Raw genomic sequence first — 13927 nt, 5'->3', positions numbered from 1 at the left:
TCCTCGTCAGTATTCGAGATGAAAACGGTGCGTCAGACGTTGCTGGAAATCCTTGACGATATGCAGCGCCTGGCGCAACAGGTCGCGCTCCAGCGACGACAGGGACTGAACCACGACCAGATTGGGTTCGTCGCTGTTCTGCCGTCCGTCGAGTTGGGCCAGCTGTTGCTTGAGGCGCAGTTCGATGAACAGCGCCAGCGCCTCGCCGAGATCCGCGGCAAAGTCCGCTTCCAGCCGTCCCTGTTCGGCAAGCGCCGCCAGCCGAGCCAGGGTCGATGTCTCGTTGATGCGACATTCCAGCGCCAGGGTGCGCACCCCGTGCACGATCGGGAAGATACCGCCTTTCTTGATGTCGATACCGTGCCTGGGCGTCTTGAGCGTGCCGAACAGGGTCAACGGCGCGGCGAAATGCAGCGCGGCCCGAGCAAAGTAGGAAAGCAGCAATTCATCGTGGGAGCAGCTGGCGAAGAGATGTTCGCGCACGCGATCCAGCAAACGAGTATCGCCGGCGACGCCACGGGCATCGAGCATGATGGCGAGATTCATCAGCGACGCGCCGTCACGGCGTTCGACCCAGCGCGCGATCGTCCTTCGCCAGCCGCTCTCGCTATCTACCCAGGCAGGGTTCGAGACCATGATATTGCCCGGACAGGGCGGGTAGCCCAGCGTATACAGTGTCTCGGTGAAACGCTGCATGGCGATTTCGCGATCGGGCCAATCGCTGTCGTCGGTGACGATCAGCGCATTATCCTGATCGGTCTTGAGGATCTGCTCACCGCGTCCTTCACTGCCCATTACCAATAGACAGCTCTGAGCGCGGTAGCGGGGAGCGACGAGAAGCTGATAGGCCTTGTCGACGATACGCCCGTTGAGCGCCGCCAGCAGATCCATGACGAAGCGGAGCTTGATCCCCTGGGCCATCAGCGCCTGGACCAGCTCCGGCAACCGTGCGCTGGCGCGAGCCAGGGCCTCGAGATCGTCGGCCTGCTCGAGCTCGAGACTGACCATGTAGGAACGGCTCGAGAAATGGCTGAGCACATCGGTCAACTCCACCACGCCAACCGGCCGGTCCTGCTCGACCACCACCACCCTGGCTACCTGATGCCGGGTCATCTGCACCAGCGCTTCGAACAGATACTGATCGGGAGCGGCGGAAACCAGCTCGAAGTGAGCAATGGTGACCACCGGACGCGCCTGCGTCGCGCCTTCCATCACTAACGCATTGAGCAGATCGGTCTTGGTCACCACCCCGAAGCGACCGTCCTTGCCGACCAGCAAGCTGTCGGCATGGCTCTCGTTGAGCCGGTTGACCGCCGCGGCAATACTGGTGGTCGCCTCGACGATCAACGGCGCTCGCATGCAGGCGCTGACCCGAGCCAGCATGAAACCCGCCATGTTCACGCCACTTTCGGCGCGACGCTCGGCTAGCAGGCGGGTCTTCTGCGCCAGCCCGCGCTGGAAGAAGTCGGCGAAAGCCGGGTAATCGTCGCAAAGGTGCTCGAAGAGTGTCTTGGGCATCGCATAGCAGAGGCTTTCCTGCTCCACCTTGAAGCGATATCGGCTGGACCCTTTGAGAATGCTGATAGCACCGAACAGGTCGCCAGCCGTGTAATGGGCAATGCGCGCCTGATCGCTCGGCGCGTGGGGGTCGAGCTCCGCGACCTCTCCCTTGTGGATGATGTACACGAACTCGCCGGGCTGGCCGGCGTCGAGAATGATCTCGCCGCGATTGAAGTAGAGCAGATCGACGCCACGAACGACACGCTCACGCCCGCTATCGTCGAGTAGCGTGAAAGGCGGCTGGGAAAGGTCCATGTCGACCATCAGCCGGCCCCCGTCATCGCAATGGCACTCTTGCCGAGCACCCTGCCGCGAGCGGGCTCGAGGAAGGCATGCTCGAACTGTCGTATCGTTTCAGCCACGAGAATTCACCCTTGAAAAGCCCATGCAGCGATGCGCAGGCAGAGACGCAATCTACGGCGCTCTGCATACTCTCCCGATATCCTTCCGACACTCTACATTTAGCGATTTGTTTGCCAGCTCATTATAACTTAACGAACCTCACATTTTTTATTGATCGTGAATTGTCACTTTTATAGCAAAGTAGAATATCTACACTCAGCCGGAATCAACGCCCCGCACTTTCGGCTAGACCATGGTCTTATAGACCTCAATCAAAAATCATTAAACAGCGGTTTCATATCCAATCAACTACATATAAGTCATTAGTCAATCGTTTCCACGATACTAAGGTAGAAGATTTAAGACCTTGTTTTCGTTAATCAATATTGCTATTGAGCACTATAGGGAGATTGCAAGTCGATAACGTATCCCGTCGACGAGCCAAGGCGTGAATAAAGGCGACTTTAGTCTCCATAAAACGAGTGATCGAAAAGCGCCTGTCGATCGAATCTTCCCGCGGAAAATTCGTACGCATGTGAATCACTCATGATAAACGTAGTTTGTAGTCGAGCGGCTGCCCCGCCGGCGGGCATAAACTCGGAACACTTCCCAGCTTCAATGACGCGGAGAACGATAATATGGCAGATGACAAATCCAACGCTGCTGCCTATTGGAAGGCGAATCTTCGCCTGATAACCGGCTGCCTGATCGTCTGGGCGCTGGCGTCCTATGGCTGCGCCATCCTGTTACGACCCTTGCTGGCTGGCATATCCATCGGTGGCACTGACCTGGGTTTCTGGTTCGCGCAACAGGGATCCATTCTGATCTTCATCGGCTTGATCTTCTTCTATGCCTGGAAGATGAACCGGCTGGACAAACAATTCGGTCTCGGGGAGTAAGCCTGCATGAGTCAATTTGCCATCAACGTTCTCTTCGTCGGCGGCTCCTTTGCCGTCTACATCGGCATTGCGATCTGGGCCAAGGCCGGTTCGACCAAGGACTTCTACGTCGCAGGCGGCGGGGTACACCCCATCACCAACGGCATGGCGATCGGCGCCGACTGGATGTCCGCCGCCTCGTTCATTTCCATGGCGGGCATCATCGCCTCGGCAGGCTATGGCGCCTCCACCTTCCTGATGGGCTGGACCGGAGGCTATGTCCTGCTGGCTCTGCTGCTGGCTCCTTACTTGCGCAAGTTCGGCAAGTTCACCGTTCCCGAGTTCATCGGCGATCGCTTCTACAGCAGGTCGGCCCGAATGGTCGCGGTGGTCTGCCTGATCATCGCCTCGCTCACCTACGTCATCGGTCAGATGGCCGGTGCCGGCGTAGCCTTCTCGCGCTTCCTGGAAGTCGACGCGACCACCGGCCTCATCATCGCCGCCATTGTCGTGTTCTTCTATTCGGTCCTGGGGGGCATGAAGGGCATCACCTATACCCAGGTGGCTCAGTACATCGTGCTGATCATCGCCTACACCATCCCGGCGGTGTTCATTTCGCTGCAACTGACCGACAACCCGATACCGCCGCTCGGCCTGTTCTCCGATCACAGCGTCTCCGGCGAGCCGCTGTTGGCCAAGCTCAACGAAGTCGTCACCGCACTGGGCTTCAGTGAATACACGGCGATGGTCGACAACAAGCTGAACATGGTGCTGTTCACGCTATCGCTGATGATTGGCACCGCGGGGCTGCCGCACGTCATCATGCGCTTTTTCACCGTTCCCAAGGTCGCCGACGCACGCTGGTCCGCCGGCTGGGCGCTGGTGTTCATCGGCCTGCTCTATCTGACCGCGCCTGCCGTGGCCTCGATGGCCCGCCTCAATCTGGTGACCACCATCTACCCGGACATGGCCGGCCAGGTCGAGAACTACGAGGACGCCGCCGCCAATCCCATCGCGTACGCGGACCGTCCCGACTGGATTCGCACTTGGGAAGAGACAGGATTGATAACCTTCGACGACAAGAACAACGACGGGAACATTCAACTCTACAACGGCGCCGCCGACTTCTCCGACCGCGGGTGGCAAGGTAACGAACTGGAGGTCAGCAACGACATTCTGGTGCTGGCCAATCCCGAAATCGCCAATCTGCCCGGCTGGGTGGTCGGTCTGATCGCTGCGGGGGGCCTGGCTGCAGCGCTGTCCACGGCGGCAGGTCTGTTACTGGCGATTTCCTCGGCGATCAGTCATGACCTGATCAAAGGGGCGATCAATCCGAGGATCACCGAAAGGGGCGAACTGCGGGCAGCCCGCATTTCGATGTCCGTGGCGATCGTGGTCGCGACGTACCTCGGCGTCAATCCTCCCGGATTCGCCGCCCAGGTCGTGGCGCTGGCCTTCGGTATCGCCGCCGCCTCGCTGTTCCCCGCGCTGATGATGGGAATCTTCTCCAAGCGGATCAACAACAAGGGAGCGATCGCCGGCATGCTCTCGGGCCTGATCTTCACCCTGGTGTACATCTTCGTCTACAAGGGCTGGTTCTTCATTCCCGATACTAACAACCTGCCGGACACCGAAGCCAACTGGGTAATGGGCATTTCGCCGCTGTCCATCGGCTCCGTAGGCGCCATCCTTAACTTCGCCGTGGCCTACATGGTTTCCAGCGTCACCGAGGAGCCGCCGCAGGAAATTCAGGATCTGGTGGAGAGCGTGCGCTATCCCAAGGGGGCTGGTGCCGCGATCGATCACTAAGCGACAATGCTTCCTGAAGAGTCAGGCTAACTGGCACCACTCGAATCGGGCTTCCCAGCGGGAAGCCCGATTCTTTGAGCAAGGAATCACCATGATATGGCATTTGGTCGCGGCAGCCTCCGCCGGCCTGGGCGCCGCCGGCGCGGCGCTACTGTTACGTTCTCTCAGCGGCAAACGTCTGCCGCGCTGGATCATCCCGGCCTGCGCGGGGCTGGGCCTACTGGCCTACCAGATCAACTACGAATACGGCTGGTATGAATACAAGCGCCAGCAGTTGCCCGAATCAGCGAAAGTGGTATCGACCGAGAAGAGCCGGATGTTATGGCGCCCATGGACCTACCTCTATCCGCTGACGACGGCGTTCAGCGTCGTCGACCGCGACAAACTGGTGCAATCGCAAGCCAACGGCGAGCGCCTCGTCGAGTTCGTTCTCTATCGTTTCGAAATGCAGTATCGCGACGTGCTGACCCACCAGGCGTATCTGGTCAATTGCAGCGCTCGCGAGAGCGTCCCGCTCGTAGGCGATAGCCGCCAGCCCGACATCGGCCGTTTGCGTCATCTCGCGGGCGACGACCCGCCACTCGAGACGGTCTGCTCCGAAAGCTGATCCGGCACGCGGCACCATCGACATCAAACCCAGGATCGCGGCTGCCCTCGAGGTAGGCGTTGCCCTAGAATGGCCGCATATCAAGGGAGAGAGTTCATGTTCGAAGGCGGTTTATTGATCGTCGTGGCACTGCTCTACGTCGCCACGCTGTTCGTCATTGCCTGGCGCGGGGATCGGCACGCCAGACGCCACGGCGCCGCAAGCCGCCGGCCGATCGTCTACAGCCTGGCACTGGCGGTCTACTGCACCTCCTGGACCTTCTACGGCAGCGTTGGCCAGGCCGCGACATCGGGTTGGTCGTTCGCCAGCATCTTCGTCGGCCCGGTGCTCGCGTTCCTGCTGTTCTGGCCGGTGATCACCAAGATGATCCGTGTCGCCAAGCGCCAGAACGTGACCTCGATCGCCGATTTCATCGCCTCGCGCTACGGCAAGTCTCAATCGCTGGCCGCCTTTGCCAGCCTGATCGCCCTGATCGGCACGCTGCCCTATATCGCCCTCCAGCTGAAAGCCGTCTCCAGCGCCTTCCGCGTGATGACCAGCGACGGCCATGCAGTGAAGGCGCCGATCGTCGACGACACCGCCTTCTACATCACCATTTTCATGGCGGTCTTCGCGATCCTCTTCGGCACCCGCGATACCAACGCCACCGAGCATCACGAAGGGCTGATCCAGGCCATCGCCTTCGAGTCGGTGGTCAAGCTGCTGGTCTTTCTGGTGCTGGGCGCCTACGTCACCTGGGGCATGTTCGATGGCCTGGGCGAACTGCTGACGCGCGCGGATACCTATCTGAAGCTGCAGCAGCAACTGACCGAGCAGAACTTCGATACCAGTTTCTGGACCCAGACGCTGCTGGCGATGCTGGCGGTGTTCTGCCTTCCCCGCCAGTTCCATATCACGGTGGTCGAAAATACCCACACCGACGATGCCAAGCGCGCCCGCTGGCTGTTCCCGGTCTATCTGGTGGCCATCGGCTTCTTCGTCCTGCCCCTGGCTGCTGCAGGGCTGTCGCTGTTTCCCGGCGAGGGCATTTCGCCGGACAGCTATGTCCTCGCCCTGCCGATCGTCGCCGACCAGCCGTGGCTGGCGATGATGACCTTCGTCGGCGGTCTCTCGGCGGCCACCGGCATGGTGATCATGGCCGTCGTCTCCAATGCGATCATGATCTCCAACGAGATCGTGCTGCCGGCGCTGTTCCGGCTGCGCTGGTTCGAGGAGCAGCCACGGGACTACGGCCGGTTGGTGCTGCGCGCCCGACGCCTCACCATCGTCGTCATTCTCGCCCTGGCCTACCTGTTCTACCAGCTGGTCGCCGAGTACAGCTCGCTCGCCGCCACCGGCCTGCTGTCGCTCTCGGCCGCCGCCCAGTTCGCCCCGGCGCTGCTTGGCGGGCTCTACTGGAAGCGCGGCAATCGCCTGGGCGTGGTGACCGGTCTCAACGTCGGTTTCGCGATCTGGGCCTATACCCTGCTGATGCCGGCGCTGATCCAGGCCAACCTGCTGCCGGATGCGTGGCTGGTCGGCGGCCCGCTGGGGCTGGAGTGGCTCTCGCCGCTGCATCTGTTCGGTCTCAACGTCACCGACAGTTTCGCCCACGGCGTGATGCTGTCGCTGGGCTTCAACCTGTTCTTCTACATCTTCATCTCGCAGTTGACCCCGCAGCGGGTCGTCGAGCGCATTCAGGCCTCGCTGTTCGTCGACAGCATCGAAACCCGTCAGACCACGGTCAACCGCCCCTGGACGGGCGCCACGACCATGGGCGACCTCAAGGTGCTGTGCGAGCGCTTCCTGGGCAAGTCGCAGGTCGAGCGTGCCTTCGAAGACTACGCCCGGCGCAACGCCAAGCCCATGGACAACAACACCCGAGCCTCGATCGACGTCATCCAGTTCACCGAACGCCTGCTGGCCTCGGTACTTGGCGCGTCGTCGTCCCGCATCGTGGTCAATTCCGCGCTCCAGGGCCGCGGTATCGGCATCTCGGACGTCATCTCGATCGTCGACGAAGCGTCACAGGTGCTGGAATTCAACCGGGCGCTGCTGCAGGCGACCATCGAGAACATCAACCAGGGCATTGGCGTGGTCGACCAGAACCTCAACCTGGTGGTCTGGAACCAGCGCTATCTGGAAATCTTCCGCTTCCCCGACAACCTGATCCGTGTCGGCACGCCGATGGAGAAGGTGTTCCGCTACAACGCCCACAACGGCGAATACGGCCCCGGCGACCCCGAGGAACACGTCGAGCAGCTGATCGAGAACATCCGCAGCGGCCAGCCGCACCGCTACGAGCGCTACCGCCCCGACGGCTCGGTGCTCGAGGTACTGGGCAACCCGATGCCGGGTGGCGGCTTCGTCTACACCTATCAGGACATCACGCAGCAGAAGCGCACCGAGGAAGCGCTGATCCGCTCCGAAAGCAACATTCGTATCTACACCGACAACGTGCCGGCACTGATCGCCTACTTCGACAAGGAGTGTCGCTATCTCTTCACCAACCGCGCCTACGAAGCGGCAATGGGAATCGACCGCAACGCGGTGATCGGAGAGCGGGCGGACAAGGTACTGCCTCCGCAGACGGCGCGTCAGCGCACGCCCTGGATGCAGCGTGCGCTGAGCGGCGAGCGGGTCACCTTCGAGATCTCTCTCGACGACGGCGACGGCGGCATTCGCTATATGCTGGTGACCTATACGCCGCACTTCGGTGAAGGGGGGCGGATCCTCGGCTTCTTCGCGCTCTATCAGGACATCACCGAGCGCCGGCTGGCAGAGATCGCCCTGCGCGAGACCAATGAAAACCTCGAGGAGCGGGTTCGCGAGCGTACCCAGGCGCTATCGGAGGCCAACGCGGCGTTGCGCCAGGAAAACCGCGTTCGCGCCGAGGCCGAACAGGCGCTGCGCCAGGCCAAGCAGACCGCCGAGGACGCCAACGCTTCGAAGACGCGTTTTCTGGCCGCCGCCAGTCACGATCTGCTGCAACCGCTCAATGCCGCCAGGCTGTTCACCTCGGCGCTGGGCCAGCAGATCGAGGATCCCGATCACGGCCGCACCATCGGCCATATCGACAACTCCCTGCAGGCTGCCGAGGAGCTGCTGGGCACGCTGCTGGACATCTCCAAGCTCGACGCCGGCGCGCTCACGCCGCGCCGCAGCCAGTTCCCGCTGGCCGATATCCTGCGTCCGCTGCGCGCCGAATTCGAAGTCATGGCCGACGATCGCGGCCTCGATCTGGACATGGTCACGACCAGCCTGTGGGTGGACAGCGATGCCCAGATGCTGCGACGCATCATTCAGAACTTCCTGTCCAATGCCCTGCGCTATACCCAGCAGGGACGCGTCCTGCTGGGCTGCCGACGCGCCGGCGGGCGGGTAATGATCGAGGTCTGGGATACCGGTCCCGGCATACCGGAATCCAAGCTGAGCGAGATCTTCCAGGAATTCCGGCGTCTCGATCAGGCCTCCCGCCACAAGGAGAGCGAGCGCGGACTGGGCCTGGGCCTGTCGATCTCCGAGCGCATGAGCCGCGTGCTGGACCACCCGATTCTCGTCCGCTCCCGGGTCGGCGCAGGCACCGTGTTCTCGGTCTCCGTCCCGATGATCGCCGATCGCCGCGGCGCTGCCACCCCGGAAGAGACGTCATCCAACAAGCGAGTCAGCAACAAGCTGGCCGGCACGCGCATTCTCTGTATCGACAATGAACGCCTGATCCTCGAAGGCATGAAGGCGATGCTGGAAGGCTGGGAGTGCGAAGTCTACACGGCCACCTCCATCGGTGGCGCCAAGTCGGCGCTTCGCAACATGGGTGGCGATCCGGACGCGATTCTCGCGGACTACCACCTCGACAACGAAGTCACCGGCATGATGGCCCTGGAAGCACTGGAAGAGCTCTGCGAGCAGGCCGTACCGGGCATCGTGATCACCGCCGATCGCACCGAAGAAGTCGCCGAGGAGATCAAGCGCGGCGGCTACCAGATCCTGCTCAAGCCGGTGCGCCCGGCCGCCCTGCGCGCCCTGCTGACGCGAACGCTGCAGGCGAGCCGTGCGGCGAGGCTATCAAGCGACCAAGAAGACTGATTTTTCAGTCGCTGACAAACCTCATTGCCACAGAGCCCGGCGGCTATTCAAGACCGCTCCTTCAGGCTCATTTGCGAGCCGGGTCTTGCGACGTGGATGTCGCAAGAGGCGCGTTAGGACAGGATGTCCGTTACGCATCGACCCGAGCGAGCAAATGAGTTTGAAGGTGAAAGCGGACTTGTGCCGCCAATAGAGGGGAGCGGCGAGGGGGCGAGCGTCGAGCCCCCTCGTCATTACGCAGATGAGCTCGAGAAGTCCTCGGCAGTGAGGTTCCCGCCGATTTCGAATCAGTCGCAGTACCCAGGATAATCACGTTCCCGCCGACCGGCCGCCTCATAATGACAAAAACCCCGCCAACCTCTCGGTTGGCGGGGCTCGTCATTACTGCCCGCGACAGGCCTTCGCGACAGGCCTTCGCGACAGGACTTTGCGATAGTGCTTCGCGCTTACTCGTCGAGGAACGAGCGCAGCGGCTCGGAACGCGACGGATGACGCAGCTTGCGCAACGCCTTGGCTTCGATCTGACGGATACGCTCGCGGGTGACGTCGAATTGCTTGCCGACCTCTTCCAGCGTGTGGTCGGTGTTCATGTCGATGCCGAAGCGCATGCGCAGCACCTTGGCTTCGCGTGCGGTCAGGCCGCCGAGAACGTTGCGGGTCGCCTCGATCAGACCTTCGCCGGTGGCGGAGTCGATCGGCAGCACCATGGTGCTGTCCTCGATGAAGTCGCCCAGGTGCGAGTCTTCGTCGTCACCGATCGGCGTCTCCATGGAGATCGGCTCCTTGGCGATCTTGAGCACCTTGCGTACCTTGTCTTCCGGCATCTCGAGACGCTCGCCCAGCTCTTCCGGGGTAGGCTCGCGACCCATCTCCTGCAGCATCTGCCGCGATACGCGGTTGAGCTTGTTGATCGTCTCGATCATGTGCACCGGAATACGGATGGTGCGGGCCTGGTCGGCGATGGAACGCGTGATCGCCTGGCGAATCCACCAGGTGGCATACGTGGAGAACTTGTAGCCACGGCGGTACTCGAACTTGTCCACCGCCTTCATCAGGCCGATGTTGCCCTCCTGGATCAGATCCAGGAACTGAAGACCGCGGTTGGTGTACTTCTTGGCGATCGAGATGACCAGACGCAGGTTGGCCTCGACCATCTCCTTCTTGGCACGCCGCGCCTTGGCCTCGCCAATGGATAGACGGCGATTGACTTCCTTCAGCTGGCCGACGTCGAGCAGCACCATTTCCTGCTCGAAACCGATCTTGCGCTGCGCGCGCTGCACGTCACCACGGAACGGTTCGAGACGATCGGCATACTTGCCGTTCTTGGCGATGAATTCGTCGAACCAGCCTTCGGCGGTTTCGTTGCCCAGAAACGAGCTGATGAACGTCTTGCGCGGTACTTTGCCCTGCTTGACGAACACCTGCATGATCGCCTTTTCCTGGCTCCGTACCTGATCGACACTGATCCGTACCTGGCCGACCAGACGCTCGAAATGCTTGGGCGACAGCTTGATCGGCGAGAACAGCTCGGCCAGACGCGCCTGCTCGATATCGGCTTCTTCGGAGCCGCGCCCGTGCTTCTCGATCGCCGCCTTGGCCGCTTCGTTCTGCTCGCGAATCTGCTCGAAGCGCACCCGTGCCTCTTCGGGATCGGGGCCGCCTTCGCTTGCGTTGTCGTCGTCTTCGCTGTCTTCGTCGTCTTCGTCGTCTTCGTCGCCGCTGATGTCGGCTTCGACTTCTTCCGGCATCTCGACTTCGGCGACCCCGGGGATCCCTTCGTCAGGATCGATGAAACCGGAGAACAGATCCGAGAGGCGTCCGGGAGCTTCCTCGTCCTGGGTCTGATCGTAGACGTCGAGAATGGAATCCACCGCGCCGGGCAGATAGGCCAGGGAGGACATGACTTCCCGCAGGCCTTCCTCGATGCGCTTGGCAATCAGGATTTCGCCTTCGCGGGTCAGCAGTTCCACCGTGCCCATCTCGCGCATGTACATGCGCACCGGGTCGGTCGTACGTCCGACATCGCTCTCCACCGCTGCCAACGCCGCCACGGCCTCTTCCGCCGCGGATTCGTCGGTGGAATCGTCGGACATCATCAGCGTGTCTTCGTCAGGTGCCTCCTCGACGACATTGATCCCCATGTCGTTGATCATGGAGATAATGTCTTCCACCTGATCCGGATCAGCGATATCTTCGGGGAGGTGATCGTTCACTTCGGCATAAGTCAGGAAGCCCTGCTCTTTGCCGCGTGCGATCAGCTCCTTCAAACGTGACTGCTGCGCATTTCCAGCCATAGAAACCCTACTCGACGAAGAAGAATGAAGCACCTGGGGTGACGGCGCGACGACCCAAAAGCCGGCTAGTATAGCGCGCCCCCGCTTTTTGCTGCCAGCTTCTATTACCTTGCCTGCCAGGTGTGCTAGTGTGCTTGGTTGACCTATCTGGTGGCGATCACCGCCATTTCAACCTTTCGACCGCCCTGTCGATTGACCACTCCACGCTTCCTTGCTAGTAGTCCTGATTTCAATCGCGACATTCGTACCCCCACGAACCTCGTGGCTCACGGCCCTCCGGCCAACTTTCCGATCAGCTCTCTCAGGCGCTGCTTGTCCGCGCTGCTGAGCGCTCCCGGTTGACGACTCTTTTCCAGCAGCTGGTGGTACTCCTCCACCGGCGTCAAACGGGCGCTCTCGCGCTCGAGATAACGTACCCAGTTTTCCAGCTCGCTGGCCCGGACGTCGCGCGGAATCTCCAGTTCGCGACGCGCCAGCTGATCGAGGCGCTCACCATCCGCACTGCCGTGGAAGTGAGCCAGCAGTACCTGGGGGCTGCGGTAGCGTCCGGCGCGCAACAACTGCACCACTTCGCGGCACAAGCGCCCATCGGGCACTTCGACCGGGCACCACTCGACCGATTCCGGCAGCCCCTCGACCAATCCCGGTTCGTGCAGCAACAGATGCAATATCCGAGCCGGAATGCTCAGAGAAAGCGTAGCAGTTCCTGAGCGAGATGCCGGGTGTCCGCGCCGCCTTGCACGATTATTGCCATTATCGACCGTCACGCCCGGGTCTGAAGTGGCGTCGATGTCGCCATCCGAGGTCATCATCAGCGCTTCGTAGCCGGCGTCCGGCGTCATCGCCTGGCGCGGCTCGGGCGCCGCATGCTTTTCCAGCCAGCCGGCGAAGTGCGACTGGTCGATCCCGCTTCTGACCGACAGTTCCTTGACCAGCAGCGATTTGAGCACGCCTTCCGGCAAAAGTTTCAGGGCGTCCAGCACTGCCGTCACGAAGCGCTCGCGCCCTTCCACCTGCTTGAGATCACGCCCTTCCGCCGCCTGCTCGAACAGAAACTCCGACAGGGGGCTGGCGCAGGTGATGCGCTTCTCGAACGCCTCCTGGCCCTCCTGGCGAACCAGCGTGTCGGGGTCCTCGCCCTCGGGGAGGAACAAAAATCGCACCTGCCGCCCATCGATCATCGACGGCAGCGCCGTCTGCAACGAGCGACGCGCAGCCTGACGGCCGGCGTTGTCGCCATCGAAGCAGAACACCACCTCGTCGACCAGCCGGAACAGCCGCTGCAGATGGTCAGTCGTCAGCGCCGTACCCAGGGTGGCGCAGGCGTTGCGAATGCCGAACTGCGCCAGCGCGACCACGTCCATGTAGCCTTCGACCACCAACAACCGCGAGAGCTGTCGATTGGCCTGACGCGCCTCGAACAGTCCGTAGAGTTCGCGTCCCTTGTGAAAGACCGGCGTCTCCGGCGAATTGAGATACTTGGGCTTGGCATCGCCCAGCACCCTGCCACCGAAGGCGATGGTGCGGCCTTTCCAGTCGCGAATCGGAAACATCACCCGGTCACGAAAGCGATCGTAGGTGCGTCCGGTCTCTTCACGGTGCACCAGCAGCCCGTACTCGACCTGGACCGCTTCGCTGATGCCCTGTGCCAGCAGATGGCGCTTGAGCGACTCCCACTCGTCCTCGGCGTAACCGATGCCGAAATCCCGAATGATCTCCTGGCTCAAACCGCGGCGATCGAGATACTCCCGAGCCTGGCGCCCGCCGCCAAGTGCCAGGCGCTCGCGGAAGAAGCGCGAAGCCAGTTCCAGCAGATTGACGCCCTCTTCCCGCTTCTGCTGACGCTGACGCGCCCCCGGATCCTCGCCGCCTTCCCGCTCGACCTGCATGCCTGCCCGGGAGGCCAGTTGCTCGACCGCTTCGGGAAAGCGCAGATTGTCGAATTCCATCAGAAAGCGCAGCGCATTACCGTGCGCGCTGCAGCCGAAGCAGTGATAGAACTGCTTGTCCTGGCTTACCGTGAACGACGGGGAGTTTTCCTGATGGAACGGGCAGAGGCCGCTGTGATTGCGTCCGCTCTTCTTGAGCTGTACCCGCTCGGAAATCACATCGACGATGTCGGTACGGGCCAACAGGTCATCGATGAAACGCTGGGAAATCTGTCCGGCCATATCATCAGACGCTCTCGGGGGATCCGCTCGCAGGCCAGGCCGCGAACTGTCATGCCTGTCATGGAGCGATATCCAGCTGAAGATAGGACAGGCAAGAAAACACTGCATCCGCGCCGACATCGATACCATGAATCTTGAGCCCACGGGCGTTGGCGCAATGGCAGCGGAACAAAAACAAACGGCCACCTTAACGGCGGCCGT

7 protein-coding genes are annotated in these 13927 nt (G+C 61.7%); 4 read left to right on the top strand and 3 right to left on the bottom strand.

Going from position 1 to position 13927, the window contains the following annotated elements:
* Positions 1-6: 6 nt before the first annotated feature.
* The gene (locus tag DOM32_RS14060; protein WP_110635490.1) at positions 7-1824 is read right to left on the bottom strand and encodes a putative nucleotidyltransferase substrate binding domain-containing protein; all 1818 of its coding nucleotides are present in this window, start codon (positions 1822-1824) and stop codon (positions 7-9) included.
* A gap of 716 nt (positions 1825-2540) precedes the next feature.
* Here DOM32_RS14060 and DOM32_RS14055 point away from each other — a divergent pair.
* From DOM32_RS14055 to DOM32_RS14040, 4 genes are all read left to right on the top strand, one after another.
* Positions 2541-2801 (top strand): DUF4212 domain-containing protein, encoded by a 261-nt coding sequence (locus DOM32_RS14055; protein WP_071231497.1) that lies wholly within the window; start codon positions 2541-2543, stop codon positions 2799-2801.
* A 6-nt stretch (positions 2802-2807) separates the two neighbouring features.
* On the top strand, positions 2808-4589 hold the full coding sequence (locus DOM32_RS14050; RefSeq protein WP_110635487.1) for a sodium:solute symporter family protein: 1782 nt from the start codon (positions 2808-2810) through the stop codon (positions 4587-4589).
* 91 nt (positions 4590-4680) lie between these two features.
* The gene (locus DOM32_RS14045) at positions 4681-5196 is read left to right on the top strand and encodes a hypothetical protein (protein ID WP_110635484.1); all 516 of its coding nucleotides are present in this window, start codon (positions 4681-4683) and stop codon (positions 5194-5196) included.
* A 96-nt stretch (positions 5197-5292) separates the two neighbouring features.
* On the top strand, positions 5293-9261 hold the full coding sequence (locus DOM32_RS14040) for a hybrid sensor histidine kinase/response regulator (RefSeq protein ID WP_110635481.1): 3969 nt from the start codon (positions 5293-5295) through the stop codon (positions 9259-9261).
* A gap of 446 nt (positions 9262-9707) precedes the next feature.
* On the opposite strand, the gene rpoD is transcribed toward DOM32_RS14040, so the two are convergent.
* Both rpoD and dnaG read right to left on the bottom strand, forming a co-directional pair.
* Positions 9708-11555, bottom strand: coding sequence for an RNA polymerase sigma factor RpoD (rpoD, locus tag DOM32_RS14035; protein WP_071231493.1), 1848 nt, complete (start codon positions 11553-11555; stop codon positions 9708-9710).
* A 266-nt stretch (positions 11556-11821) separates the two neighbouring features.
* Positions 11822-13726: a DNA primase gene (dnaG, locus tag DOM32_RS14030; RefSeq protein WP_110635478.1), complete on the bottom strand. Its 1905-nt coding sequence runs from the start codon at positions 13724-13726 to the stop codon at positions 11822-11824.
* Between the last annotated feature and the right edge of the window lie 201 nt (positions 13727-13927).

It is taken from the genome of Salinicola salarius (assembly GCF_003206135.1).
Classification (GTDB): Bacteria; Pseudomonadota; Gammaproteobacteria; order Pseudomonadales; family Halomonadaceae; genus Salinicola; species Salinicola salarius.
Note: the sequence above shows the minus strand (reverse complement) of the source record. Positions and strands in the feature narration are given on the sequence as shown.